Source organism: Pantoea sp. JK, assembly GCF_026130245.1.
In the GTDB taxonomy this organism is placed as follows: Bacteria; Pseudomonadota; Gammaproteobacteria; order Enterobacterales; family Enterobacteriaceae; genus Pantoea; species Pantoea trifolii.
Genome location: NZ_JAINFN010000008.1, coordinates 243,938 through 269,704 on the forward strand (window position 1 = coordinate 243,938; position 25,767 = coordinate 269,704).

A 25,767-nucleotide genomic window follows, 5' to 3' on the forward strand; every position below is an offset into this window, starting at 1 on the left:
AGGACAGAAGAGCAGACAGAATGATACGAGTGATGAGTCAGCTGGGTATGGCGCTGGCACTGGTCAGCCTGGTAGGCTGTGGCCTGAAAGGACCGCTGTATTTCCCGCCGCAAGATCAGCCAAACAAGCCGAAACAGCAGGTCACCGAGCAGCAGCAAAAAGCCGCTCAGGATGCTGATGTCGGTGGTTTGGTTACCAGCAAGCCTGGTTCGCAGGCGAACTAAAATCTATGAGTAATCCGGCGGAGCAGAAAATGCAGTTCTCAAAAATGCACGGTCTCGGCAACGACTTTATGGTTGTGGATGCTGTGACGCAAAACGTCTTTTTTTCGCCGGAACTGATTCGCCGCCTGGCGGACAGAAATCTGGGGATCGGTTTTGATCAGCTGCTGATCGTCGAGCCGCCCTACGATCCGGATCTCGATTTCCATTACCGCATTTTCAACGCCGATGGCAGCGAAGTCGCGCAGTGCGGCAACGGCGCGCGCTGTTTCGCCCGCTTTGTGCGTCTGAAAGGGTTGACCAACAAAAGCGACATTCGCGTCAGTACGCAAACCGGCCGCATGGTGCTCAGCGTCACCAATGATGAGCTGGTGCGCGTCAATATGGGCCAACCGAACTTCGAACCGCAAAGCGTGCCGCTGCGTGCCAATAAAGCCGAGAACCTTTATTTGCAGCGTGTGGCCGATCAAACCGTGATGTTTGGTGCGGTATCAATGGGCAATCCGCACTGCGTGATTCAGGTCGAGAGCGTGAAAACCGCGCCGGTGGAAACGCTCGGTCCAGAGCTGGAAAGCCACGAGCGTTTCCCGGAGCGCGTCAACGTCGGTTTCATGGAAGTAGTCAATCGTGAACACATCCGTCTGCGCGTATACGAACGTGGCGCGGGCGAAACCCAGGCATGCGGCAGCGGCGCGTGTGCGGCGGTGGCCTGCGGCGTTCAGCAGGGCATTTTGGCGGAGAACGTTCGCGTCGATTTGCCGGGCGGAACGCTGCATATTGCCTGGAAAGGGGAAGGGCAACCGCTGTTTATGACCGGTCCTGCCACACACGTCTACGATGGGTTTATTCATCTATGAAAAATGTCGAAGAGCAGACCGAAAGCGAGGTTTTGCTGGACGATCAATCGGTAAGCGCATTTCTGCGCGAAAACCCCGATTTCTTTATTCGCAATGCGCGCCAGGTCGAACAGATGATGGTGCCGCATCCGGTACGCGGCAGCGTTTCGCTGGTGGAGTGGCATATGGCGCGTCAGCGTAACCACATCCAGCAGTTGGAAGAGGAGATCACGCTACTGATGGAGCAGGCTACGGCTAACCATCAGCTGTTTGATCGCCTGCTGGCGCTGCAAGGTCATCTTGCCGCCGCCGACAGCTTACAAGAGATGCTGACGCGTCTGCATCGCTGGGCGCGCGAACTCGGTCTGGCCGGTGCGCACGTGCGCGTGTTCAATGACAAATGGCACATCGGCGCGCCATCTGACTTCACCCAACTCGGCTTATCGCGTCAGGCATTCGAACCGCTGCGCATTCAGCGCTTCGGTAATGAACATCACTATCTCGGCAGCCTCAACGGCCCGGAACTGCTGCTGCTGTTGCCGCAGGCCAAAGCGATTGGCTCGGTGGCGATGTCGCTGATGGGCGAACGTGGCGAGCTGGGCGTATTGATGTTCACCAGCCGCGATAATCAGCACTATCAGGCAGGCATGGGCACGCTGCTGCTGCAGCATCTGGCGCAAATGCTGCCGGACTTGCTGTCACGCTGGATTGAACGCGCATGAGTCACGTCAGTCCGCTGCTGCCGGCCGTGGATGACTTTCTGCGTTATCTGAAGGTCGAACGCCAGCTCAGTCCGCTGACGCAAAAGAATTACCAACGGCAATTGCAGGCGATTATGGCAATGGCCGATGAGATGAAGCTGACGAGTTGGTCGCAGCTGGAACCGGCGCAGGTGCGCAGCCTGGCGGCGCGCAGCCGCCGTGGCGGTTTGGGCGCCAGCAGTCTGGCGCTGCGCATGTCGGCACTGCGCAGTTTTCTCGACTGGCAAGTCCATCAAGGCATGCTGAGCGCCAATCCCGCCAAAGGCATTTCCACGCCGCGTAACGCGCGCCATCTGCCGAAAAACATGGACGTCGATGAAGTTAACCAACTGCTGGAGATCGATCTCAATGATCCGCTGGCGGTGCGCGACCGCGCGATGCTGGAAACCATGTACGGCGGCGGCTTGCGTCTCTCCGAGCTGGTGAATATGGATTGTCGCCACATGGATTTGGACGCGGGCGAAGTGCGGGTGCTGGGTAAAGGCAGCAAAGAGCGCCGCGTACCGATTGGCGGCACGGCGGTCACCTGGATTCAGCACTGGTTATCGCTGCGTGATAGCTTTGCGCCGCAGGATGATGCGGTGTTTGTCTCCAGCCGCGGCAGCCGGATTTCGACGCGCAACGTGCAGAAGCGTTTTGCCGAATGGGGCATCAAGCAAGGCGTTGCCAGCCATATTCATCCGCATAAACTGCGCCACTCTTTTGCCACGCATTTGCTGGAATCGAGCGGCGATCTGCGCGCGGTACAGGAACTGCTCGGTCACGCTAATCTGGCGACCACGCAAATCTATACCCATCTGGATTTCCAGCATCTGGCGACGGTTTATGATGCGGCCCATCCGCGTGCCAAACGAGGAAAGTCTTAATGAAGTTTTATCGTCCGCTCGGCCCGATCAAAGCGATCACTTTTGATCTCGACGACACCTTGTATGACAACCATCCCGTGATCCGCAAAACCACCGCCGAATCGCATGCTGCACTGCAGGCGTATCATCCGGCGCTGCGTGAATTCACCCCGGCAGATTATCAGGCGCTGCGTAATGAGTTGCTGGCGCGTGAGCCGGAAATTTATCACGACGTGTCTGAATGGCGCCGCCGCTCGGTGGAGCTGGCGTTGCTCAATGTCGGCTTATCGGCATCAGAAGCCAGTGCCGGTGCCCGCGACGTGATGAGCGTGTTCCATCACTGGCGCAGCGAAGTGACGATGCCGGAAGAGACGCATCAAACGTTGACGTGGCTGGGCGAGCGCGTGCCGCTGGTGGCGATCACTAACGGTAACGCCTGCCCGGAAAAGCTCGGCATCCATCATCACTTCCAGTTCGCGCTGCGTGCCGGTCCGCACGGTCGCGCTAAGCCGTGGCAGGATATGTATCATCTGGCCGCTGAGCGTTTGGACATCGCCCCGCAACACATTCTGCACGTTGGCGACGATCTCACTACCGATGTTGCCGGTTCGCTGCGTGCCGGCATGCAAGCCTGCTGGATCAACCTGCGTGAAGGCAATCTGATGAAGATCGACGATGCGCGTTTGCTACCGCATGTTGAAATTGATCGGTTGGCATCTCTGACCTCGCTGCTATAATCAACAGCTGTAAATACATCCAGTCGTATCCATCATCATTCGACTTGCCGCCGCGTTGGCTGCGCGTGCTCACCCCGGTCACTTACTCATGTAAGCTCCCGGGGATTCACACACTTGCCGCCTTGCTGCAAGCCGAATGATTTTGGATACGTATCTCAATTGTTAAAACGGTGCTTATGGACGTTTCTGAACTGCTTGACGGCTTGAATGACAAACAGCGCGAGGCGGTCGCCGCACCGCGCAGCAACCTGCTGGTGCTGGCCGGAGCAGGCAGTGGCAAAACCCGTGTGCTGGTGCATCGCATTGCGTGGCTGCTGTCGGTAGAGAACTGCTCGCCGTATTCGATTATGGCGGTGACCTTTACCAACAAAGCGGCGGCGGAAATGCGCCATCGTATCGATCAGCTGATCGGCACCAGCCAGGGCGGCATGTGGATTGGTACCTTCCACGGCCTGGCGCATCGTTTACTGCGCGCGCATCACCTTGATGCCGGTTTGCCGCAGGATTTCCAGATCCTCGACAGCGACGATCAGCTGCGTCTGCTAAAGCGCCTGATCAAAGCCATGAACCTTGATGAGAAACAGTGGCCTGCGCGTCAGGGCATGTGGTACATCAACGGCAAAAAAGATGAAGGTCTGCGACCAAAACACATCGAAAGCTACGGCAATCCGGTTGAACAAACCTGGCTGCGCATCTATCAGGCGTATCAGGAAGCCTGCGATCGCGCTGGTTTAGTGGATTTCGCCGAGCTGCTGCTGCGCGCCCACGAACTGTGGCTCAACAAGCCACATATCCTCAACCATTATCGCGAGCGTTTCAGCAACGTGCTGGTGGATGAGTTCCAGGATACCAACAACATTCAGTACGCATGGATTCGCATGCTGGCGGGTGATACCGGCCGGGTGATTATCGTCGGCGATGACGATCAGTCGATTTACGGCTGGCGCGGGGCGCAGGTGGAAAACATCCAGCGCTTCCTGCAGGATTTCCCTGGCGCGGAAACCATTCGCCTGGAGCAGAACTATCGCTCGACCAACAACATTCTGAAAGCCGCGAACACGCTGATCGCCAACAACAATGGCCGCCTCGGTAAAGAGCTGTGGACCGACGGCAGCGATGGCGAAAAGATCTCGCTCTACTGCGCGTTCAACGAGCTGGATGAAGCGCGCTTTGTGGTCAATCGCATCAAAAGCTGGCATGAAAACGGCAACGCACTGCAGGATTGCGCCATTCTCTATCGAAGCAACGCCCAATCGCGTGTGCTGGAAGAGGCGCTGCTACAGGGCAGCATGCCTTATCGCATTTATGGCGGCATGCGCTTCTTCGAGCGTCAGGAGATCAAAGATGCTTTGGCCTATCTGCGTTTGATGGCCAATCGCAATGACGATGCGGCATTTGAGCGTGTGGTGAACACGCCGGTGCGCGGCGTGGGCGATCGTACGCTCGACGTGGTGCGCCAGACCGCGCGCGATCAGCAACTCACTTTGTGGCAGGCTACGCGCGAGCTGCTACAGAACAAAGTCTTAGCCGGACGCGCCGCATCGGCGCTGCAACGCTTCTGCGAGCTGGTCGATTCACTGGCCAGCGAAACATCCGAGATGCCGCTGCATGTGCAAACCGATCGCGTGATTAAAGACTCCGGTTTATGGGTGATGTACGAGCAGGAGAAGGGCGAAAAAGGCCAGGCGCGTATTGAAAACCTTGAGGAACTGGTCACGGCAACGCGCCAGTTCAGCTATCAGGACGAAGACGAAGATCTGATGCCGCTGCAGGCGTTCCTGTCGCATGCGGCGCTCGAAGCGGGCGAAGGTCAGGCCGACAAATGGCAGGACGCGGTGCAGCTGATGACCATGCACTCGGCGAAAGGGCTGGAGTTCAGCCAGGTCTTTATCGTCGGCATGGAAGAGGGCATGTTCCCCAGCCAGATGTCGCTGGATGAAGGCGGTCGTCTGGAAGAGGAGCGTCGTCTGGCTTACGTTGGCGTGACGCGTGCGATGGTCAAGCTGACGCTCACCTATGCCGAAAGCCGTCGTCTTTATGGTAAGGAAGTGTATCACCGTCCATCACGCTTTATCGGCGAGCTACCGGAAGAGTGCGTGGAAGAGGTGCGTTTGCGCGCCAGCGTCAGCCGTCCGGTGAGCCATCAGCGCATGGGCACGCCCATCGCTCAAAACGACAGCGGCTTCACGCTCGGCCAACGCGTGCGTCATGCCAAGTTCGGCGAAGGCACCATCATCAACCTCGAAGGCAGCGGCGAACACAGCCGTCTGCAAGTGGCGTTTCAGGGCCAGGGAATCAAGTGGCTGGTGGCGGCTTACGCCCGTCTTGAGACGGTGTAGCGCGGTTGCGCTACCTTGACGACTTTTTCGTCTCAGCGTAACATGCGCGCACTATTATCATGAGAGGACAATGCCTTGGACGCGCCCAGTCGATGCTGGCTCAATCACCTGTTTAACAGGAACTCCTAAGGTTACCTCTTTTAGCTGGTAGCCTTAGCGGTTATCAGCGACCTCCCTTTTTTACTCTCGTCGCGTGAGTTAGCACTGATTTACCCTTGAAGCGAAAGTTTCCGTGTTCAGGCTTCGCCGTGCCCGTAATCTACAGTGGTCACCGCCTTGTCCCATTCCGAAAAATGGGGAGTTATTGCTATGCTGAGCGCATTTAAACTCGATCGTAATCGCCTGACGCGCATCGAGCTGGAAGAAGACAACGACAAACTCAACACGTCTGTTTGGGTCGATCTGATCGAACCCGACGACAGCGAACGCGATCGTGTGCAGTGCGAGCTCGGCCAGAGCCTGGCAACGCGTCCGGAGCTGGAAGACATCGAAGCCTCGGCGCGTTTCTTCGAAGACGAAGACGGCCTGCACATTCACTCCTTCTTCTTCTTTGAAGATGCCGAAGACCACGCGGGTAACTCCACCGTGGCATTCACCATCCGCGAAGATCGACTGTATACGCTGCGCGAACGCGAGCTGCCGGCTTTCCGTCTCTATCGCATGCGTGCGCGCAACCAGATGCTGACTGATGGCAACGCCTATGAACTGTTGCTGGATCTGTTTGAGACCAAAATCGAACAGCTGGCGGATGAGATCGAGAACATCTATAGCGCGCTGGAGAAACTCAGCCGCGTGATCATGGAAGGCCAGCAGGGCGAAGAGTACGACCAGGCGCTGTCACGTCTGGCAGAGCTGGAAGATATCGGCTGGAAAGTGCGTTTGTGTCTGATGGATACCCAGCGCGCCCTCAACTTCCTGGTGCGCAAAGCGCGTCTGCCGGGCAACCAGCTGGAGCAGGCGCGTGAAATCCTGCGCGATATCGAATCACTGCTGCCGCATAACGAATCGCTGTTTCAGAAGGTTAACTTCCTGATGCAGGCGGCGATGGGCTTCATTAACATCGAGCAGAACCGCATCATCAAGATCTTCTCAGTGGTTTCGGTGGTGTTCCTGCCGCCAACGCTGGTGGCATCAAGCTACGGCATGAACTTCGAGTTTATGCCGGAGCTGAAATGGAGCTTTGGTTATCCGGGCGCGATCAGCCTGATGATCCTCGCCGGCCTTGCGCCGTATCTCTATTTCAAACGCAAGAACTGGCTTTAATTCCTTCTTACTTCCCTCTAAATAATTCGAGTTGCAGCAAGGCGGCAAGTTGATGAATCCCCAGGAGCTTACTGAAGTAAGTGACTGGGGTGAATAAACGCAGCCAACGTAGCTGTGACTTGAATTATGACGAGGGGAGCGTAACCTGTTGGCTCTGCTCACTATCTGATTCTCTCCTATGGCGCGCTTCTCATTGCGACTGCAATGGACACTTCTGCTGATTGCTTCGTTAGTGCTGGGGATGATCCTCCAGCTGTTTCACCTTCCTGCGGCATTGCTGCTTGGCCCAATGATCGTCGGCACCGCAATGGGTTTGTCCGGCGCCACCGTGCGCATCGATAAACGCCTCTTCGTGCTGGCACAAGCGGTGCTCGGCTGCATGATCGGCCAGACTTTATCGCCGGGCATTCTCACACCACTGATCCAGGATTGGCCGGTGGTGCTGGCGGTGCTGCTGCTGACGTTAGCGGCCAGCGGCTTGTCCGGTTTTCTTTTGGTGCGCTTTAGTAATTTGCCTGGCCCAACTGGCGCTTGGGGATCATCGCCCGGCGGCGCTTCGGCGATGGTGGCGATGGCCGGTGATTTCGGGGCAGATGTGCGGCTGGTGGCGTTTATGCAGTATTTGCGCGTGCTGTTTGTCGCCACCGCTGCTGCCGTGGTGGCGCGCATTGGCCTCGGCACCAACGGCGGTGCGGCTGAACTGGTTTGGTTTCCCGCGCTGCACAGCAGCTTTCTGCTGACATTGCTAGTGATGTTCGCCGGTGCGTGGCTCGGCCAGAAGCTGCGCATTCCTTCCGGTGCTTTGCTGCTGCCGGCGCTGATTGGCGCGGTGCTGCACGGCACCGATGTAGCGACCTTGCAGGTGCCAGAATGGTTGCTGGCGCTGGCTTATGCGTTGATTGGCTGGAGCGTGGGATTGCGTTTCACCCGGCCGATTTTCAAGCTGGCGCTGCGAACGCTGCCGCAAATGTTGCTGTCGATTTTCGGTTTAATGCTGCTGTGCGGCGGATTAGCCTGGATGCTGACACGCGTTTTGCACGTCGATCTGATGACCGCCTATCTGGCAACCAGCCCGGGCGGGCTGGATACCGTGGCGATTATTGCGGCCGGCACGCGGGTCGATATGGCATTTGTCATGGCGCTGCAGACGCTGCGTCTGTTCACCATCTTGCTCACCGGCCCGGCGCTGGCGCGTTTTATTTCACGCTATGCGCATGCGCGCCCGAGCTGAGAACGCGACCGCATCAATAATGAACACGGCGAGCGCCAGCCAGATAAAGCCGAAGGTCACCATTTTATCCGGCGTCAGGCTCTCGCCGTAGAACAGTATCGCCAGCAGGAACATCAGTGTCGGGCCGAGATACTGGAAGAAGCCGACAGTCGATAAGCGCAGACGCGCGCAGGCGGCCGCAAACAGCATCAGCGGAATGGTGGTGATAATGCCCGCCGCGACCAGCTTGAGATTAAGGCTCATAGCGTTGGCGCTGAGATGACTGGTGGCGCTGTCGGCAAAGCCAAACAGGTAAATTGCCGCCAGCGGAAACAGCCACAACGTCTCGATCAGCATGCCGCTCTGCGCATCGACCTGAATCTTTTTGCGCACCAAACCGTACAACGCAAAACTCAGCGCCAGGCCAAGGCCGATAATCGGCAGCGATCCAAACTGCCACAACTGCACCAGCACGCCGGTTGTCGCCAGCAATACCGCCAGCCACTGCAAGCGGCGGAAGCGTTCACGCAGGAACAGCATGCCAAACACCACGTTAATTAGCGGGTTGATAAAGTAGCCGAGGCTAGCTTCCAGCATGTGCTGATTGTTCACCGCCCAGATAAACAGCAGCCAGTTGCCGCCAATGGTCACGGCGGTCAGCGCCAGCAGCAGCACCTTTTTCGGCTGCGCCAGCACGCTACGTACCTGCGCCCAGCTACGCGTCAGGGTGATCAGCAGCAGCATAAACAGCGCGGACCAAATCACACGATGCGTCATAATTTCGGTGGCGGGCACCGCTTTGACCAGCTTAAAGTAGGCAGGCGCGATACCCCAAATGAAGTAAGCGCCGAGCGCGTAGCCAATACCCTGGCGAGTTTGTTGCGAATCCATCAGGTCATTCCAAAAGTATTGATTAGCCAATCATGTAGGTGGCGGTAGCGGTAGCGATGTAATCGCCTTGCTGGTTATGTAACTCCACGCGCGCCACGGCAACTTTGTTGCCGCCGCGCAGCAGGCTGCTGGTGGCGATAAAGCGCTCGCCGCGGCCAGGGCGCAGATAGTCAACGCGCATATCGATGGTGCCCATGCGGGACAGGCGCTGACGCAGTTCTTCCTCGGTAATGCTCTCCTGACGCGTCAGCGCATAGCTGACACATACCAGCCCGGCGGCGACATCCAGTACCGAGGCGATCACGCCGCCATGCAAAATCTGCTGCGCCGCGTTGCCGACCAGCATGGTTTTATTGGCGAAGCCGAGTTCGGCGTAATCCGCTTCCAGTCGATCCAGCTCTAATCCGAGCGCCTGATTGAAGGGCATGTGATAAACAAAAATTTCGCCAATCAGACGGCGCGCTTCCTGCTGTGTCAGCAACGGGGATGACATAATTCCTGCCTTAAAATGTTAACGAGTTGTGTATATTATGCCGCGTTCGAGCCGCTTTCCAGTTTCGGAAATCGGCGCTGATCAACCGCAGGTTTTGCGTGTAGAATGGCCTGCTTTTTGAACCGTCACTTGACGATTACGACACGCAGTTCTCTGGAGAATTCTATGCGTAAGCATTACGCCTTGCTGGCCGCGGCGCTGATCCTTCCTGGCCTGGTGCAGGCTGAAGAAGCCACGATAAAAGAGGTTCATGATGCACCGGCAGTGAAGGGCAGCATTATCGCTAACCTGCTGGAGAAACACGATAACCCGTTCGTACTTTATCCTTACGAAAACAACTATCTGCTCTACACCTACACCACCGACATGAACAAAGAGGCGATCTCTTCGTACAACTGGGCAGACAAAGCTAAAAATGATGAAGTAAAATTCCAGCTCAGCCTGGCGTTTCCGCTATGGCGCGGCATTTTAGGCGATAACTCGGTGCTGGCGGCGTCCTATACTCAGCGCTCGTGGTGGCAGCTCTCGAACCGTGGTGCGTCATCACCGTTCCGTGAAACCGATTATGAGCCACAGATTTTCCTCGGCTGGGCCACCGATTACACCTTCGCAGGCTGGACTTTACGCGATGTGGAAACTGGCTTAGTGCATCAGTCGAACGGCCGCAGCGAGCCAACTTCACGCAGCTGGAACCGCGTCTACGCGCGCTTCATGGCGCAGAACGGCAATCTGCTCGCGGAGATCAAACCCTGGTATCGTCTGCCAGAAAGTGAAAGCAATGACGATAACCCGGACATCACCAAATACATGGGTTACTACCGCGCCAAGCTCGGCTATATGATGGGCGAGAACATTTTCAGCGTGGAAGGTAACTACAACTGGAACAGCGGCTTCGGCGGTGCAACTTTCGCCTGGAGCTACCCAATCTCTGAACATGTGCGCTTTTACACGCAGGTGTTCAGCGGTTATGGTGAATCGTTGATCGACTATAACCATCGCCAGACGCGCTTCGGCGTGGGCGTGACGCTCAACGATCTGTTCTAACCCGCAACAAAGACAGGATTACCGTGGCAACATCGGCAGTGCTTAATCAGGAAATGCTGGCGCAGCAGGTATTACAAGATACCTTCGGCTATCAGCAGTTCCGCCCAGGTCAGCAAAACATCATCGAAACCGCCCTGTCAGGACGCGATTGTCTGGTGGTGATGCCGACTGGCGGCGGCAAATCGCTGTGCTATCAAATCCCGGCGCTGGTGCGCGAAGGGCTGACGCTGGTGGTTTCACCGCTGATTTCACTGATGAAAGATCAGGTCGATCAGCTGCTGGCCAACGGCGTGGCTGCAGCGTGCCTCAACTCGACGCAGACGCGTGAGCAGCAGCAGCAGGTGTTTGCGGACTGTCGTACTGGCAAGCTCAAGCTGCTGTATATCGCGCCTGAACGTCTGATGATGGACAATTTCCTCGACAGCCTGCACCAGTGGAATCCGGTGATGCTGGCGGTGGATGAAGCGCACTGTATTTCACAGTGGGGCCACGATTTCCGTCCGGAATATGGCTCGATCGGCCAGCTGCGTCAGCACTTCCCTGATCTGCCGGTCATGGCGTTGACCGCCACCGCCGATGAAACCACGCGTAACGATATCGCCCATCTGCTGCAGATGGACGATCCGCTGATTCAAATCAGCAGCTTTGACCGCCCGAATATTCGCTACACGCTGGTGGAGAAATTCAAACCCACCGAGCAGCTTCTGCGTTATGTGCAGGATCAGCGCGGCAAAAGCGGCATTATTTACTGTAACAGCCGCGCCAAAGTGGAAGACACCGCCGCGCGCCTGCAGAGCCGTGGTTTGAGCGTTGGCGCTTATCACGCCGGTATCGATAGCGCGCAGCGTGCCAGCGTGCAGGAAGCTTTCCAGCGTGACGATCTGCAAATTGTGGTCGCCACCGTCGCATTCGGTATGGGCATCAACAAACCCAACGTGCGCTTCGTGGTGCACTTCGATATACCGCGCAACATCGAATCCTATTATCAGGAAACCGGCCGCGCCGGGCGTGATGGCCTGCCTGCCGAAGCGATGATGCTTTACGACCCGGCCGATATGGCGTGGCTGCGTAAATGTCTGGAAGAGAAAGTGCCCGGACCGTTGCAGGACATTGAACGCCACAAGCTCAACGCGATGGGGGCATTTGCTGAAGCGCAAACCTGTCGTCGTCTGGTCTTGCTGAACTATTTCGGCGAAGGTCGCCAGCAGCAGTGCGACAACTGCGATATCTGCCTCGATCCGCCACGTCGCTACGACGGCTTGCTGGAGGCGCAAAAGGCGCTTTCGAGCATCTATCGTACCGGCCAACGCTTTGGCATGGGCTATATTGTTGAAGTTTTGCGCGGCGCCAGTAATCAGCGTATCCGCGACAACGGCCACGACAAACTGCCGGTGTACGGCTTAGGCCGCGAGCACAGTCACGAACACTGGATCAGCGTGCTGCGTCAGCTGATTCACCTCGGCATGGTGACGCAAAACATCGCCATGCATTCGGCGCTGCAATTGACCGAAGCGGCGCGTCCGGTATTACGTGCCGAAGTGCCGCTGATGCTGGCGGTGCCGCGTATCGTGACGGTGAAAACGCGCGGCAGCAGTTCGCCGAAGGTGCACAGCGGCAATTATGATCGCCAGCTGTTTGCCAAGCTGCGTAAGCTGCGCAAAGCGATTGCTGATGAAGAGAATATTCCGCCGTACGTGGTGTTTAACGATGCCACGCTGATTGAAATGGCAGAACAAATGCCGATTAGCGCGTCAGAAATGCTCAGCGTGAACGGCGTCGGTCATCGCAAACTGGAGCGTTTTGGTAAGCCGTTCCTGGTGATGATCAAAGAACATGTTGATGAAGGTTAAAGGAAAAATTCATGCTGATGTTATTCGCCACCGTCGCGCTGGTGCATCTGGTTGCGCTGATGAGTCCCGGCCCGGACTTCTTCTTTGTGTCGCAAACGGCGGCGAGCCGCTCGCGCAAAGAGGCGATGATGGGCGTTCTGGGCATTACCTTGGGCATTGTGATTTGGGCCGGTGTGGCGCTGATGGGCCTGCATCTGATCCTGGAAAAAATGGCCTGGCTGCATGAAATCATTATGGTTGGCGGCGGCTTGTATCTGCTGTGGATGGGCTGGCAGCTAATGCGTTCAGCGCGTCAACGTCACAAGCAGCCGCAATCGGAAGCGCCGGTGGTGGAGCTGCCGAAAAGAGGCATGAGCTTCCTGAAAGGTTTCCTGACTAACCTGTCGAACCCAAAAGCGATCATCTACTTCGGTAGCGTGTTCTCACTGTTTGTTGGCAACGACGTCGGCGCGATGGAGCGCTGGGGTTTGTTCCTGCTGATTATCGGTGAGACGTTCGCGTGGTTTACGCTGGTGGCGGCGATTTTCGCTATGCCGTGGATGCGTGATAAGTATCAGCGGATGGCGAAGTGGGTGGATGGTATGGCGGGCGTGTTATTCGCGGGTTTTGGCATTCATCTGATTATTTCGCGCTAAGCCTGGTTTACTTGCCATTTCGGCACCGGGCAGTGCTCGCCCTCCTCACGTACTACGTGTACGCTCCGGGGGCTGCGCGCTGGCCGGCACCGAACTGGCTGCGCCACCGACGGCTTTGAATTGGCTGCGATTTTCTTTTACGCCATTCTGCGGGCGCTGGCTAACAGCGCGCCCACCGCCATAAACAATCCACCAAAGGTGCGGTTTAGAAGCTTCATCTGCTTCGGCCCTTTGATCCAGCCAGCAATGCGCGTTGCCAGCGTGGCGTAACCAATCATCACGATGATATCGACCACAATGGTGGTCACGCCGAGCACCAGATATTGCATGAGCTGCGGCTGGTGCGGCTGAATAAACTGCGGGAACAGCGCGGCAAGAAACACGATGCTTTTCGGGTTGGTGAGGTTCACCAACACGGCACGCTTAAACAGGCGGCGACGCGGCATGGCTTTGGCAACGGCGTCGAGGTCGATGCCACCCGCGGAGCGCCACTGCTGAATGCCCAGCCACACCAGATAGGCTGCGCCAGCCCACTTCAGGACTTCAAACGCCAGAATCGATTGGGAAAACAGCGCACCCAAACCGGCGCCGACCAGCACAATATGAATCGCCAAGCCAAGCTGCAAGCCGGTAATTGACGCTACCGCGCCGCGATAACCGTGGCTGATACCGGTACTCATGGTGTTAATCGCACCGGAACCGGGTGAAAGGCTGAGGATAGTTGTGGTCAGCAGGTACGTTAACCACCATTCAATGGTCATGTGTGACATTCCCTGAAGTTAGCGAAGTGTGACACAATACGACAGAAAATCGCCGCACGCTACGCAGCACGGGCGCGCGAATCACGTTTTTTTCAGGGGGACGGATGCAGCAGCATAAACAGAGTTGGCTCGGACGTGAGCGAGGCTTTTCGGCCTTTGCTACCGGTCCGCTGCTCGACTTCTGGCGTCGCCGTGAAGAGTGTGAATTCACCGGTGTCGGCAACCTGAAGATTCGCTACGTTCGTTTCACCTCACCGCAACATCGTCGTGTCATTCTGGTCGTGCCTGGCCGCATTGAGAGCTATATCAAGTATCCTGAACTGGCTTACGACCTGTTTATGTGCGGCTACGATGTGGTGATCCTCGACCATCGCGGTCAGGGACGATCTGAACGTCTGCTGGAAGATTCGCATCGCGGCCATGTGGTGGAATTTGGCGACTACGTTGACGATCTGGAAACGCTGTATCTGAAAGAGATAGTCAGCAACCATTATCAACAGCGCTACGTGCTGGCTCACTCGATGGGCGGCGCGATTTTAGCGCTGTTTCTGGCGCGTCAACCGCAGGCGTTTCATGCTGCGGTATTCTCCGCGCCGATGTTTGGCATTGTGCTGCCGCTACCGGACTGGATGGCGCACCGCATTCTCGACTGGACCGAAAAACTGCCCACGCTGCGTGAGGGCTACGCATTGGGCACCGGGCGCTGGCGCGCCAATCCGTTTGGCATCAACCGCCTGACGCATAGCCGCGAACGTTATCGCCGTAACCTGCGTTTTTACGCCGACGATCCGGCGCTTCGCGTTGGTGGTCCCACTTATCACTGGGTGCGCGAAGGCGTGCAGGCCGGGCGGGACATCTTCAATCAGGTAGCGAACATCACCACGCCGACCTTGCTGCTGCAGGCCAGTGAAGATGATGTGGTGGATAACCGCTCACAAAATCTCTTTTGTACGGCGATGGCCGAAGCAGGACATCCCTGCGCGGGCAACGCGCCGTATGTGATAAAAGGAGCGCGTCATGAGATCCTGTTTGAAACAGACGCGATGCGTGCCGAAGCGCTAAACGCGGTGGTCGATTTCTTTGAACACCACGCTTAATCAATTTTACTTTCCGATATCAACACCCGAGGTTTACATGTATCACATCGTCGCATCCGACCTGGATGGCACGCTGCTCTCTCCGGATCACCGCCTGACGCCGTTCGCTCGCACTACGCTGCAGGAACTGGTGGCGCGAGACATCCACTTTGTTTTTGCCACCGGCCGTCACTATATCGACGTCGGACAGATGCGCGATAAGCTCGGCATTCCGGCTTATATGATCACGTCCAATGGTGCGCGCGTGCACAACGCCGAAGGTGAACTGGTGTTCAGCCACAACCTCGACGCCGACATCGCCAGCGATTTGTATGGCCTGCAATATCATGACGAGCACATCCTGACGCACGTTTATCGCGACGATGAGTGGTTCATGAGCCGTCATCGTCCGGATGAGCAGGACTATTTCCGCGAATCGGTATTTAACTATCAGGTTTACCAGCCTGGCATGCTGCCGACCGACGGCATCAGCAAAGTGTTCTTCACCTGCGAAGATCCGGAGCGCCTGGTTCCGATGGAGCAGGCGATTGAAGCGCGCTGGGGCGATCGCGTGAATGTCAGCTTCTCGCTGCCAACGTGCCTGGAAGTGATGGCAGGCGGCGTTTCCAAAGGTCACGCGCTGGAAGCGGTAGCGAAACAGCTCGGCCACTCGCTGAAAGCGTGCATAGCCTTCGGCGACGGCATGAATGATGTGGAGATGCTCAGCATGTCAGGTAAAGGCTGCATCATGCGTAATGCACAGCAGCGCCTGAAAGATACCTTGCCGACGCTGGACGTGATTGGCAGCAACGCGGATGACGCCGTCCCGCACACGCTGCGAAAGCTGTTCCTCGCCTAAAAAAATGGGCCGGTTATCACCGGCCCGTTCTGGTTATACCAGCTGTTTCTTGTGCTTATGTTCACTGACCATGGTCAGCAGCAGCAGAATCACCGCCAGCACCGATCCGCCAATCATCACAATGAACCCGCCGTCCCAGCCGAAGTAATCCACGGTGTAACCGACAATGGCACTGGCCGCTACCGATCCGCCGAGATAGCCAAACAGCCCGGTAAAGCCCGCTGCCGTTCCGGCCGCTTTTTTCGGCGCCAGCTCCAGCGCGTGCAAGCCAATCAACATCACCGGACCGTAAATCAGGAAGCCGATCACAATCATGCACAGCATGTCGATGCCTGGATTGCCTGGTGGGTTCAGCCAGTACACCACGGTGGCGATAGTCACCAGCGTCATAAAGAACACGCCGGTTGCGCCACGGTTGCCGCGGAACACTTTGTCCGACATCCAGCCGCACAGCAGCGTGCCGGGAATACCGGCATATTCATAGAAGAAGTAGGCCCACGAGGATTTATCCAGTGTGAAGTGCTTCACCTCTTTCAGGTAGGTCGGCGACCAGTCGAGAATGCCGTAACGCAGCAGGTACACAAACACGTTCGCCAGTGCGATGTACCACAGCAGCTTATTGGGCAGAATGTACTGCATGAAAATCTGCTTCGCCGTCAGCTCCTGCTCGTGCTCCTCGTTGTAATCCGGCGGATAATCATTCTTCCACGCTTCAATTGGCGGCAAACCGCAGGATTGCGGCGTGTCGCGCATCAAGGCAAAGGCGATAATGGCGATGAGAATGGCGCCAAACGCCGGCATGTACAGCGCGGCTTTCCAGTCGTTAAACCACGCCATGCCAAGCAGGAACAGCAGCGGAGGAATACCGCCACCGACGTTATGCGCGCAGTTCCACACCGATACGATTCCGCCGCGCTCCTTCTGCGACCACCAGTGCACCATGGTGCGCCCGCAGGGCGGCCAGCCCATGCCCTGGAACCAACCGCACAGGAACAGCAGCACAAACATCACCATGATGCTGGAGGTGGCCCACGGCACGAACCCCATCACCAGCATCACCGCCGCAGCGAGAATTAATCCGGCGGGCAAAAACACGCGCGGATTCGAGCGGTCCGATACCGAACCCATAATGAATTTTGAGAATCCGTAAGCGATGGAAATGCCCGAGAGCGCAAAGCCGAGATCGCCGCGCGAAAAACCTTGTTCCACCAGATAAGGCATCGCCAGCGCAAAGTTCTTACGCACCAAATAGTAGGCGGCATAGCCAAAAAATATTCCCAGGAAAATTTGCCAGCGCAGGCGACGATAGAGTGGATCGACACGATCATCGGCCACTTGCGGGCGATGCGGTGCAGGTTTGAAGATACTCAACATGAGTGTGGCCCTCCAGGGCGCAATATAGTTATGGATTCCCAGCAGGTTGGGGCAAAAGCAACAGACGTTAAAAATGGAAAAGCGAAGTTTCCATTTCGCGCAAAGGATAGTGATGGTCACGCGCGGTTACTGTGACATGTGACACATATGTTACAGTTTTATGACAATAGAGAGCGATAAAAACCAGGAAATGTTGTATTTCGCGCATTTTTATCCGGGCGAATAGGCGATCAATTCAAACTAATTGTCGTCATTTTGTACAATCGTAAACCAGATAGTTCACGCCAATCGCGACAGTTTGTTTACACTAACGCCACTGTTCATTATGAGATCGTTACCGTGCCGTTACTGATCGTTACCACCATTCTGTGGGCTTTTTCCTTCAGTTTAATCGGGGAATACCTCGCAGGTCAGGTGGATTCCTGGTTCTCTGTGTTAATGCGTCTGGCGCTCGCCGCTATCGTCTTCCTGCCGTTCCTGCGCTGGCGCGGATATCGTGCTTCCACCATCCTGCTGTATATGCTGGTGGGCATGCTGCAGCTCGGCATCATGTACCTGCTGAGCTTTGAAGCCTATCTCTATCTGAGCGTGACCGAATTCCTGCTGTTCACTGTGATGACGCCGCTATACGTCACGCTGATCTACGATTTGCTCAGCCGACGTCCGCTGCGTATCGGCTATGCTTTCAGCGCATTGCTGGCGGTCATTGGTGCGGCGATTATTCGTTACGACAAAGTCAGCGATCATTTCTGGTTCGGCTTGCTGCTAGTGCAGGCGGCAAATATCTGCTTCGCCATCGGCATGGTGGGCTACAAGCGTCTGCAGGAAACCCGTCCGATGCCGCAGCACACCGCGTTTTCGTGGTTCTATCTGGGCGCAGTGATCATCGCGGTAATCGCGTGGAGCTTGTGGGGCAATCCGAACAAACTGCCCACCACCTCGCTGCAGTGGGGCATTCTGGTGTGGCTGGGCGTGGCGGCTTCAGGATTGGGCTACTTCATGTGGAACTACGGTGCGACGCAGGTGGATGCTGGCACGTTGGGTATTATGAACAACATGCATGTGCCTGCTGGCTTGCTGGTGAATCTGGCGATCTGGCAGGAGAAACCGCATTGGCCAAGTTTTATCGCCGGTGCCGCCGTGATTTTTGCATCCCTGTACGTACATAAACGCTGGGTGCTCGGCAAGACCACCAAAAGCCACGCCTAGGCCGAAAGGGAGGGGATAGCGCGGCAGAGAAGCAAAGCATCCGAGCCATGGATGGCGAGGCTGATCCACAGGGAAGTGGTTACTCTTTGCGATCTGCCGCGCTATCCCTGACCCGGCTCGAACAAAGAAGCGATTACGCTTTCTTAGCCGGCCCGGGACGATGAATCATCGTCAAACCTTTCAGGAAATTACGCAGAATCTGGTCACCGCATTCGCGGAAATTCTTATGATCCGGGTTGCGGAAAATCGCGCCAACCTCAGCCTGTGAAATCTTAAAGTTCGCTTTCAGCAGCACATCCGGGATATCGGTGGTCTTCAGCTCAAATGCGATACGCAATTTCTTCATGAAAATGTTGTTATTCATGCGGCGCTCAATCGAAGGCGCGGGCGCATCTTCACTCTTACCGCGACGGTAAAAAATCAGACCGTTGAGGAAATAACCCATCAACACATCCGGCAGCTTACGAAACGCGGCATCGTCATCCTTCTTCAACCACGCCTGCACGTCTTCCAGCGGCACTTCACTTCCCGCTAAGGCAAAAATCTCCACCACTTTGCTATCGCTCAAATCAAGCATATAGCGCACGCTGCGCAGAACATCGTTACTCATCATGGTGAAACTCTCTTGGTCGCGGGTTGAGGCGGCGCATTATAGAGCAGGCGGGACAGGGATAACAGCGCGGGCGACCTTCGCCGCCCAACAACATCAGGATGAGAGGGTTTGCAGTGAGCCGGGACGCGCGGCATCGCGCACGAAGGGCAGGTGTTCACAGGCGTGCTGACGGGCAAACCGCACAAAGGCTTCCATCACCGGTTGACGCTGCTCACCTTCGCGTACGGCGGCATACAGGCGGCTCCAGAGGCCATCACCCAAAGTCTTGGTCACCACCAAACCCTGCTGCTCAAAATTCTCGACCACCCAATGCGGCAGCGCGGCGATGCCCATGCGTGCCGACACCATCTGAATCAGCAACAGCGTGTTATCCACGCTCTTCAACGCTGGACTCACACCCGCAGGCTGCAGGAAATGGCGCCACACATCTAAACGCTGACGCTGCACCGGATAGATCATCAACACTTCATCGGCCATATCTTCCGGGGAAATATGCTCAAGCTGCGCCAATGGATGATCCGGTGCCATCACCAAACGCACTTCAAAATCGAACATCGGTGAATAGAACAAACCGCTGCGCGGCAGAATATCGGAGGTCAACACCACATCCAACTCGCCCTGCTGCAATGCGGGTTGCGGATCAAAGGTCACGCCGGATTTGAAATCCATCACTACCTGCGGCCAGCTCTGGCGGAAATTATTCAGCGCAGGCGTCAGCCACTGAATACAGCTGTGACACTCAATGGCGATACGCAACGTGGCCTGATGCGGCTCATGACACGCCTGCAAAGCCTGTTGAATCTGCGGCAAAACCTGCTCGGCCAACTGCAGCAAAATCTCTCCCTGCGGCGTAAAACGCAGCGGCTGGCTTTTGCGCACAAACAGACGAAAGCCCAGCCGCTGCTCCAGATCGCTGAACTGGTGAGACAACGCCGATTGCGTCTGATGAAGCTGTGAGGCGGCGGCGGCTAACGAGCCGGTGTTCCGTAACGCCTGCAGCGTCCGCAGGTGTTTGAGTTCGATCATGAGAATCCTTCACATCGAGATTGAACAAATTGCGCTTGAGGAACATACAGTACCCGCAGATTATGGCGGTGTAAACATCTGGACGGCTAAACATCTCTGCACCCTACTCAGTTAAGAATATCTGGAGAACAGAAAATGACCATTCTGAACCACACTCTCGGTTTCCCTCGCGTTGGATTGCGTCGTGAATTGAAAAAAGCACAGGAAAGCTACTGGGCAGGTAAAAGCTCACAGGAAGAGCTGCTGGCGGTGGGGCGCGAACTGCGCGCCCGTCACTGGCAACAGCAGAAAGAGGCGGGAGTCGATCTGTTGCCGGTCGGTGATTTTGCCTGGTACGATCACGTGCTGACAACCAGCCTGCTGCTGGGTAACGTGCCCGCACGCCACCAGAACAAAGATGGATCCGTTGATCTCGACACGCTGTTCCGTCTTGGTCGTGGCCGCGCACCAAGCGGTACACCGGCGGCAGCGGCGGAAATGACTAAATGGTTCAACACCAACTATCACTATATGGTGCCGGAATTCACGCAAGGCCAGCAGTTCAAACTGACCTGGACCCAACTGCTGGATGAAGTCGACGAAGCGCTGGCGCTCGGCCACAAGATTAAACCGGTGCTACTCGGCCCGGTTACCTATCTGTGGCTGGGTAAAGTGAAAGGTGTGCCTTTCGATCGCCTGTCATTGCTCAAAGACATTCTTCCGGTTTACCAACAGGTGCTGGCGGAACTGAAAAAACGCGGCATCGAATGGGTACAAATCGACGAACCTGCACTGGCGCTGGAATTGCCGCAGGCGTGGCGCGATGCGTTCAAACCGGCTTACGACGCGCTGCAGGGTGAAAGCAAACTGCTGCTCACCACCTATTTCGACAGCATCGGCCAGAACCTCGACGTGATCAAAGTGCTGCCGGTGCAAGGTCTGCACGTTGACCTGGTCCACGGCAAAGACGACATCCAACAGTTAAACCAGCAGATCCCGGCAGATTGGCTGCTCTCCGTCGGCGTGATCAATGGCCGTAACGTGTGGCGCGCGGATCTCAGCAGCTGGTTTGAACGCTTGCAACCGCTGGTGGGCCAGCGTCAACAATTGTGGATCGGATCATCTTGTTCGCTGCTGCACAGCCCAATCGATCTCAGCGTGGAAACGCGCCTCGATGAAGAGGTGAAAAGCTGGTTCGCCTTTGCCCTGCAGAAGTGTGCGGAGCTTGCACTGCTGAGTCAGGCGCTGAACAACAACGATGCCGCTTCGCTGGTGGAGTGGAGCGCACCGATTCGTGCGCGTGCCAACTCCACGCGTGTGCACAATGCCGCAGTCGGCGAGCGTCTGGCGAAAATCCAGGCCAAAGATGTTGAACGTACCAGCCACTACACCGAACGCGCCAAAGCGCAGCGTAACCGCTTCAACTTGCCAGCGTGGCCGACCACCACCATCGGTTCATTCCCGCAAACCACCGAAATTCGCGGCCTACGTCTCGACTTCAAAAAAGGCAACATTGATGGCGGTAACTACCGTACCGGCATCGCCGAACACATCAAACAGGCGATTGTTGAGCAGGAACGTTTGGGCCTCGATGTGCTGGTGCACGGAGAAGCAGAACGTAACGACATGGTGGAATACTTCGGCGAGAACCTCGACGGCTTCGTGTTCACCCAAAACGGCTGGGTTCAGAGCTACGGTTCACGCTGCGTTAAACCCCCGATCATCATCGGCGACGTGAGCCGTCCACAAGCCATCACCGTTGAGTGGGCGAAGTACGCGCAGTCGCTGACCGACAAGCCGGTGAAAGGCATGCTGACCGGTCCGGTAACGATTCTTTGCTGGTCATTCCCGCGTGAAGATGTGAGCCGTGAAACCATCGCCAAACAGATTGCGCTGGCGCTGCGTGATGAAGTGGAAGATCTGGAAAAAGCCGGGATCGGCATTATTCAGATCGATGAACCGGCACTGCGCGAAGGTCTGCCGCTGCATCAGTCCGATTGGGCCGCGTATTTGACCTGGGCGGTGGATGCATTCCGTCTCAATGCCGCCGTGGCGCAGGATGACACCCAGATTCACACCCACATGTGTTATTGCGAGTTCAATGACATTATGGATTCGATTGCCGCGCTGGATGCGGACGTCATCACCATCGAAACCTCACGTTCCGATATGGATCTGCTGGATACCTTCAAGGAGTTCGACTATCCCAACGAAATCGGTCCGGGCGTGTATGACATTCACTCACCGAACGTGCCGAGCGTGGAGTGGATGGAAGAGTTGCTGCGCAAAGCGGCGCAGAGCATTCCGGAAGCGCGTTTGTGGGTGAATCCAGATTGTGGCCTGAAAACCCGGGGCTGGACGGAAACCCGTCAGGCATTGGCGAATATGGTCAAAGCGGCGCAAAACCTGCGGGGTGAAACGGCTTAGTCGCGGTAAATGAGATGGGGGCGCAGAGGCGCCCCTTTTTATTAGGCGTTCGGCGCCACGCCATGCTGCGCGAACCACGCCAGCATACGTTGCCAGCCATCTTTGGCGGAATCGGCGTGATAACTGGCACGATAATCCGCGTTGAAAGCATGTCCGGCATCCGGATACACCACGATCTCTGCTTTGGCATTGGCGGCGTGCAGCGCCTGACGCATCTTATCAATACTCTCCAGCGGAATGCTCTCATCCTGACCACCGTAGAGGCCAAGCACTGGCGCGTTCAGATCTACCGCGACATCCATCGGATGCTTCTGCTGCTTCAGCGTCTTCTCACCGTCTAAACGGCCATACCATGCCACCGCCGCGCGCACCTGCGGATTGTGCGCGGCAAACAGCCAGCTAATGCGTCCGCCCCAACAGAAACCGGTAATCGCCAGACGACGGATATCACCATCGTGGCGTGTAGCCCAGTTGGCCACATGATCGAGATCGGACAACACCTGCGAATCTGGAACTTTGCTCACCAGCTCTTTGAACAGCGTGGGAATATCGTTGTAATCGTTGGGATCGCCTTCACGAAAATAGAGTTCGGGGGCGATCGCCAGATAACCTTCCAGCGCCAGACGGCGGCAGACATCGCGGATATGCTCGTGCACGCCGAAAATCTCCTGCACCACCAACACCACCGGCAAGGTGCCTTGATACTCTTTTGGTCGGGCATAATAAGCAGGCAGATTTTCGCCCTGGCTTGGAACCGAGGTCTCGCCAGCATGAATGGCGTCGCTGCTGGTAATAATGGTGCTGCTTGCGGTGGGCTGAACGGCCGGTGCAAAGCCGCCGGGTGCCGTTTTTTGTGCCATATTGTCTTCGGTTTTCATTGTTCTCTCCGTGCTAGCAAATGCGCAATCACGTAACTATAGCCTGGCGAAGTAAAGCAAGGCTGGCGTAAGGTGCAGAGGGATTTTTTTCACGTGTGCTGCTTCTCTATTAACATTGCCACCAACACTTACACAGCACCGCTTGTAGCAATTCAGAATTGCACAGCGCTAATGTGTGATGTAAATCACATAATGTTTTTCTGGTAATGTAAGTTTCATTATTGATGGTGAATTGAGTCACATATTTATGCCGCCTGCTGACGTAGAGTGGCGCGCACATCCCCAATTATCAGGAGTCTGTTATGGCCCAGTCTGACGTTTTCCACCTTGGCATCACCAAAGCTGATTTGAAAGGAGCCACGTTGGCTATCGTGCCTGGCGATCCTGAGCGCGTGAAGAAAATCGCCGCGCTGATGGACAATCCACAGCATCTGGCTTCACACCGTGAATTCACTACCTATCTGGCCGAAGTGGATGGCAAACCGGTTGTGGTGTGCTCCACCGGTATCGGCGGACCTTCAACGTCGATTGCGGTTGAAGAGCTGGCCCAGCTTGGCGTGCGCACTTTCCTGCGCGTTGGCACCACCGGCGCTATCCAGCCGCATATTAATGTGGGCGATGTGCTGGTCACCACCGCATCGGTGCGTCTCGACGGCGCCAGCCTGCACTTTGCGCCGATGGAATTCCCGGCCGTAGCTGATTTCACCTGCACCACCGCGCTGGTGGCAGCCGCAGAGGCGTGCGGTGCGAAAACCCACATCGGTATTACCGCCTCATCTGACACCTTCTATCCTGGTCAGGAACGGTACGATACCTTCTCCGGCCGCGTGGTGAATCGCTTCCAGGGTTCAATGGAAGAGTGGCAGCAAATGGGCGTCCTTAACTATGAGATGGAATCCGCTACACTGTTAACCATGTGCGCCAGTCAGGGACTGCGTGCCGGCATGGTGGCGGGCGTCATCGTGAACCGTACGCAAAAAGAGATCCCGGATGCCGCAACCATGAAACAGACCGAAAGTGATGCGGTGAAAATTGTGGTTGAAGCCGCGCGTCGCTTAATTTAGTGCGCCAGTCAGGGATGAATTCGAGACCAGGCTTATAAGGATTTCAGCTATTTCCTGATTAGAATGCGCGCAATTTCAGCAGCTACTGAGAAATTTCTTATGCGCAAAATGGTTTCTGTCTCACGTCCCAATTTCATGAATAATCCCGCTACTGCACAATCACGCGTTGAAGGTGCAGCAGCGAGATTTCGCCAGGCGATGGCGGCGAATAACTATCCTCTTGCGCGTCAGTGCTGTGAAGAAGTGCTGCGCGTCTTACCCAATCATATGCAGGTGCTGAGCGACTACGCGTTAACCCTGATGCGTGTGGGCGAGCACAAAAAATCCTATAAAATTTACCAGAAGATCTATCAAGCTCCGGCCGCGCAACGCGCGCAGGCGTCGGAAACATGGCTGGATGGATTAACGGAAGTGTGTGGCTGGCTGAATAAAGAGGATGAGGTGGCGCGTTACGGCCTCGAATCACTGCAGAATTCCGATGTGACCTTCAGCAAAGGGGCGAAAGTGGCATTCCCTTCTGACGTGCCGCCACCGATCAACCGCAACAATCTCGCAGAAAATATCATCTCCTTTAGCCTGTATGGCGGCCAGCCACGCTACTGCGAAACCTTGATTAAAAACATCGAAGTAGCGCGCGAGTTCTATCCCGACTGGATTTGCCGCATCTATCTTGACGACAGCGTGCCGCAACACGTCTGGCAGCGCCTGAAGCAGCCAAACACCCAGTTAGTGGATATGTCGCATGAGAAAACCATTTTCCCAACGCTGTGGCGTTTCCTGGTGATGGATGATGCCAGCGTCAAACGCTACATCGTGCGTGACGCGGATTCCTTGCTCTCCGAGCGCGAAGTGGTGGCGGTAGAAGCCTGGCTGGATTCGCCTTACTGGTTCCATCATATGCGTGATTACTTCTCGCATACCGAGTTGCTGCTGGCGGGCATGTGGGGCGGCTGCCACGGCGTGTTCCACAATGTTGAACAGCAGATGCGTGACTTTATCGCGCAATATGAAGGCAGCGAACGCTTCACCGATCAGTACTTCCTCAAAGTGGCGCTGTGGCCAACGGTCCGCGAAAGCATATTGAATCATGACGATATCTTCCGCTTCCACCATGCACAACCGTGGCCGGCGCATCAGCCGATTCGCTGGCAAACCGACAGTTTCCACGTCGGCAGCAACGCCGGTTTTGCCAGCATGGCAGGCCAGGTCGAAAATGCTGATAACGGTTGGCAGCAGGTTGAGATCACCTACGACGGGAAAAGCTGGACTTATCCGGCCAAAATCCACGGCGAAACCGAATGGGTGTTGCCGATGCCCTTCTTCCTGATTGATGCGTGGAAAGCGGGCGATCTGACAGTGAAAGCGCTTTAACATTC

The 25,767-nt window shown here is 56.2% G+C and carries 24 protein-coding genes; 17 read left to right on the forward strand and 7 right to left on the reverse strand.

From position 1 onward, the window contains the following. The first annotated feature begins 20 nt into the window (after positions 1-20). From lptM to PanJK_RS18035, 8 genes are all read left to right on the forward strand, one after another. Positions 21-224 carry an LPS translocon maturation chaperone LptM gene (gene lptM / locus PanJK_RS18000; RefSeq protein ID WP_256698040.1) on the forward strand — a complete coding sequence of 68 codons (204 nt, stop codon included), beginning with the start codon at positions 21-23 and terminating at the stop codon, positions 222-224. A 29-nt stretch (positions 225-253) separates the two neighbouring features. After that, complete coding sequence (gene dapF / locus PanJK_RS18005) at positions 254-1,078, forward strand: diaminopimelate epimerase (protein ID WP_008105772.1); 825 nt, start codon at positions 254-256, stop codon at positions 1,076-1,078. Next, the gene (locus tag PanJK_RS18010; protein ID WP_061719368.1) at positions 1,075-1,779 is read left to right on the forward strand and encodes a DUF484 domain-containing protein; all 705 of its coding nucleotides are present in this window, start codon (positions 1,075-1,077) and stop codon (positions 1,777-1,779) included. Before dapF ends, PanJK_RS18010 begins: the two co-directional genes overlap by 4 nt. Beyond that, complete coding sequence (xerC, locus tag PanJK_RS18015; protein WP_256698044.1) at positions 1,776-2,684, forward strand: tyrosine recombinase XerC; 909 nt, start codon at positions 1,776-1,778, stop codon at positions 2,682-2,684. The genes PanJK_RS18010 and xerC overlap by 4 nt, the downstream gene beginning before the upstream one ends. Beyond that, complete coding sequence (yigB, locus tag PanJK_RS18020; protein ID WP_265301686.1) at positions 2,684-3,400, forward strand: 5-amino-6-(5-phospho-D-ribitylamino)uracil phosphatase YigB; 717 nt, start codon at positions 2,684-2,686, stop codon at positions 3,398-3,400. Before xerC ends, yigB begins: the two co-directional genes overlap by 1 nt. 176 nt (positions 3,401-3,576) lie before the next feature. Continuing rightward, positions 3,577-5,739 (forward strand): DNA helicase II, encoded by a 2,163-nt coding sequence (uvrD, locus tag PanJK_RS18025; RefSeq protein WP_154156861.1) that lies wholly within the window; start codon positions 3,577-3,579, stop codon positions 5,737-5,739. 309 nt (positions 5,740-6,048) lie between these two features. Then, on the forward strand, positions 6,049-7,002 hold the full coding sequence (corA, locus tag PanJK_RS18030) for a magnesium/cobalt transporter CorA (protein ID WP_008105777.1): 954 nt from the start codon (positions 6,049-6,051) through the stop codon (positions 7,000-7,002). A gap of 178 nt (positions 7,003-7,180) precedes the next feature. Next, positions 7,181-8,233, forward strand: coding sequence for an AbrB family transcriptional regulator (locus PanJK_RS18035; protein WP_265301690.1), 1,053 nt, complete (start codon positions 7,181-7,183; stop codon positions 8,231-8,233). On the opposite strand, the gene rarD is transcribed toward PanJK_RS18035, so the two are convergent. Continuing rightward, positions 8,204-9,103, reverse strand: coding sequence for an EamA family transporter RarD (gene rarD, locus PanJK_RS18040; protein WP_265301692.1), 900 nt, complete (start codon positions 9,101-9,103; stop codon positions 8,204-8,206). The two genes, PanJK_RS18035 and rarD, sit on opposite strands and share 30 nt — an antisense overlap. A gap of 22 nt (positions 9,104-9,125) precedes the next feature. Beyond that, complete coding sequence (locus tag PanJK_RS18045; protein ID WP_008105780.1) at positions 9,126-9,596, reverse strand: thioesterase family protein; 471 nt, start codon at positions 9,594-9,596, stop codon at positions 9,126-9,128. Positions 9,597-9,761: 165 nt separating this feature from the next. Here PanJK_RS18045 and pldA point away from each other — a divergent pair, with 165 nt between their 5' ends. From pldA to rhtC, 3 genes are read left to right on the forward strand one after another with little or no spacing between them, the layout of a single operon-like run. Further along, entirely contained in the window at positions 9,762-10,640 is an 879-nt protein-coding gene (gene pldA / locus PanJK_RS18050) for a phospholipase A (RefSeq protein ID WP_222185719.1), read from the forward strand. A 23-nt stretch (positions 10,641-10,663) separates the two neighbouring features. Then, positions 10,664-12,490: an ATP-dependent DNA helicase RecQ gene (recQ, locus tag PanJK_RS18055; protein ID WP_061719374.1), complete on the forward strand. Its 1,827-nt coding sequence runs from the start codon at positions 10,664-10,666 to the stop codon at positions 12,488-12,490. Between the two features lie 11 nt (positions 12,491-12,501). Further along, on the forward strand, positions 12,502-13,125 hold the full coding sequence (gene rhtC / locus PanJK_RS18060; protein ID WP_008105783.1) for a threonine export protein RhtC: 624 nt from the start codon (positions 12,502-12,504) through the stop codon (positions 13,123-13,125). 137 nt (positions 13,126-13,262) lie between these two features. On the opposite strand, the gene rhtB is transcribed toward rhtC, so the two are convergent. Then, complete coding sequence (gene rhtB, locus PanJK_RS18065; protein WP_008105784.1) at positions 13,263-13,886, reverse strand: homoserine/homoserine lactone efflux protein; 624 nt, start codon at positions 13,884-13,886, stop codon at positions 13,263-13,265. A 104-nt stretch (positions 13,887-13,990) separates the two neighbouring features. Here rhtB and pldB point away from each other — a divergent pair, with 104 nt between their 5' ends. Further along, positions 13,991-14,983 carry a lysophospholipase L2 gene (gene pldB / locus PanJK_RS18070; RefSeq protein WP_265301697.1) on the forward strand — a complete coding sequence of 331 codons (993 nt, stop codon included), beginning with the start codon at positions 13,991-13,993 and terminating at the stop codon, positions 14,981-14,983. A gap of 37 nt (positions 14,984-15,020) precedes the next feature. After that, entirely contained in the window at positions 15,021-15,821 is an 801-nt protein-coding gene (gene yigL, locus PanJK_RS18075) for a sugar/pyridoxal phosphate phosphatase YigL (protein ID WP_256698054.1), read from the forward strand. Positions 15,822-15,854: 33 nt separating this feature from the next. Here yigL and glpT read toward each other — a convergent pair whose 3' ends face one another. Then, a complete protein-coding gene (gene glpT, locus PanJK_RS18080) occupies positions 15,855-17,195 on the reverse strand; it encodes a glycerol-3-phosphate transporter (protein ID WP_256698056.1) in 1,341 nt (446 codons plus the stop codon). A 339-nt stretch (positions 17,196-17,534) separates the two neighbouring features. On the opposite strand from glpT, the gene PanJK_RS18085 reads away from it, so the two are divergent. Then, entirely contained in the window at positions 17,535-18,404 is an 870-nt protein-coding gene (locus tag PanJK_RS18085) for a carboxylate/amino acid/amine transporter (protein ID WP_256698057.1), read from the forward strand. A gap of 133 nt (positions 18,405-18,537) precedes the next feature. Here PanJK_RS18085 and PanJK_RS18090 read toward each other — a convergent pair whose 3' ends face one another. Both PanJK_RS18090 and metR read right to left on the reverse strand, forming a co-directional pair. Next, entirely contained in the window at positions 18,538-19,017 is a 480-nt protein-coding gene (locus tag PanJK_RS18090; protein WP_210080999.1) for a DUF1456 family protein, read from the reverse strand. Between the two features lie 93 nt (positions 19,018-19,110). Further along, on the reverse strand, positions 19,111-20,043 hold the full coding sequence (gene metR, locus PanJK_RS18095; protein WP_008105792.1) for an HTH-type transcriptional regulator MetR: 933 nt from the start codon (positions 20,041-20,043) through the stop codon (positions 19,111-19,113). 135 nt (positions 20,044-20,178) lie between these two features. On the opposite strand from metR, the gene metE reads away from it, so the two are divergent. Further along, positions 20,179-22,449: a 5-methyltetrahydropteroyltriglutamate--homocysteine S-methyltransferase gene (metE, locus tag PanJK_RS18100; RefSeq protein WP_265301703.1), complete on the forward strand. Its 2,271-nt coding sequence runs from the start codon at positions 20,179-20,181 to the stop codon at positions 22,447-22,449. Between the two features lie 41 nt (positions 22,450-22,490). Here metE and PanJK_RS18105 read toward each other — a convergent pair whose 3' ends face one another. After that, the gene (locus PanJK_RS18105; RefSeq protein WP_265301706.1) at positions 22,491-23,327 is read right to left on the reverse strand and encodes a dienelactone hydrolase family protein; all 837 of its coding nucleotides are present in this window, start codon (positions 23,325-23,327) and stop codon (positions 22,491-22,493) included. 302 nt (positions 23,328-23,629) lie between these two features. Here PanJK_RS18105 and udp point away from each other — a divergent pair, with 302 nt between their 5' ends. Continuing rightward, positions 23,630-24,391 carry a uridine phosphorylase gene (gene udp, locus PanJK_RS18110; protein ID WP_008105797.1) on the forward strand — a complete coding sequence of 254 codons (762 nt, stop codon included), beginning with the start codon at positions 23,630-23,632 and terminating at the stop codon, positions 24,389-24,391. Positions 24,392-24,490: 99 nt separating this feature from the next. Next, positions 24,491-25,762, forward strand: coding sequence for a tetratricopeptide repeat protein (locus tag PanJK_RS18115; RefSeq protein WP_265301708.1), 1,272 nt, complete (start codon positions 24,491-24,493; stop codon positions 25,760-25,762). The last annotated feature ends 5 nt before the right edge of the window (positions 25,763-25,767 follow it).

Bases quoted from the DNA above. Each gene is read 5' to 3' on its own strand.
- lptM (WP_256698040.1), top strand. From the start codon at position 21: ATGATACGAGTGATGAGTCAGCTGGGTATGGCGCTGGCACTGGTCAGC.
- dapF (WP_008105772.1), top strand. From the start codon at position 254: ATGCAGTTCTCAAAAATGCACGGTCTCGGCAACGACTTTATGGTTGTG.
- PanJK_RS18010 (WP_061719368.1), top strand. From the start codon at position 1,075: ATGAAAAATGTCGAAGAGCAGACCGAAAGCGAGGTTTTGCTGGACGAT.
- xerC (WP_256698044.1), top strand. From the start codon at position 1,776: ATGAGTCACGTCAGTCCGCTGCTGCCGGCCGTGGATGACTTTCTGCGT.
- yigB (WP_265301686.1), top strand. From the start codon at position 2,684: ATGAAGTTTTATCGTCCGCTCGGCCCGATCAAAGCGATCACTTTTGAT.
- uvrD (WP_154156861.1), top strand. From the start codon at position 3,577: ATGGACGTTTCTGAACTGCTTGACGGCTTGAATGACAAACAGCGCGAG.
- corA (WP_008105777.1), top strand. From the start codon at position 6,049: ATGCTGAGCGCATTTAAACTCGATCGTAATCGCCTGACGCGCATCGAG.
- PanJK_RS18035 (WP_265301690.1), top strand. From the start codon at position 7,181: ATGGCGCGCTTCTCATTGCGACTGCAATGGACACTTCTGCTGATTGCT.
- rarD (WP_265301692.1), bottom strand. From the start codon at position 9,103: ATGGATTCGCAACAAACTCGCCAGGGTATTGGCTACGCGCTCGGCGCT.
- PanJK_RS18045 (WP_008105780.1), bottom strand. From the start codon at position 9,596: ATGTCATCCCCGTTGCTGACACAGCAGGAAGCGCGCCGTCTGATTGGC.
- pldA (WP_222185719.1), top strand. From the start codon at position 9,762: ATGCGTAAGCATTACGCCTTGCTGGCCGCGGCGCTGATCCTTCCTGGC.
- rhtC (WP_008105783.1), top strand. From the start codon at position 12,502: ATGCTGATGTTATTCGCCACCGTCGCGCTGGTGCATCTGGTTGCGCTG.
- rhtB (WP_008105784.1), bottom strand. From the start codon at position 13,886: ATGACCATTGAATGGTGGTTAACGTACCTGCTGACCACAACTATCCTC.
- pldB (WP_265301697.1), top strand. From the start codon at position 13,991: ATGCAGCAGCATAAACAGAGTTGGCTCGGACGTGAGCGAGGCTTTTCG.
- yigL (WP_256698054.1), top strand. From the start codon at position 15,021: ATGTATCACATCGTCGCATCCGACCTGGATGGCACGCTGCTCTCTCCG.
- glpT (WP_256698056.1), bottom strand. From the start codon at position 17,195: ATGTTGAGTATCTTCAAACCTGCACCGCATCGCCCGCAAGTGGCCGAT.
- PanJK_RS18090 (WP_210080999.1), bottom strand. From the start codon at position 19,017: ATGATGAGTAACGATGTTCTGCGCAGCGTGCGCTATATGCTTGATTTG.
- metR (WP_008105792.1), bottom strand. From the start codon at position 20,043: ATGATCGAACTCAAACACCTGCGGACGCTGCAGGCGTTACGGAACACC.
- metE (WP_265301703.1), top strand. From the start codon at position 20,179: ATGACCATTCTGAACCACACTCTCGGTTTCCCTCGCGTTGGATTGCGT.
- PanJK_RS18105 (WP_265301706.1), bottom strand. From the start codon at position 23,327: ATGAAAACCGAAGACAATATGGCACAAAAAACGGCACCCGGCGGCTTT.
- udp (WP_008105797.1), top strand. From the start codon at position 23,630: ATGGCCCAGTCTGACGTTTTCCACCTTGGCATCACCAAAGCTGATTTG.
- PanJK_RS18115 (WP_265301708.1), top strand. From the start codon at position 24,491: ATGCGCAAAATGGTTTCTGTCTCACGTCCCAATTTCATGAATAATCCC.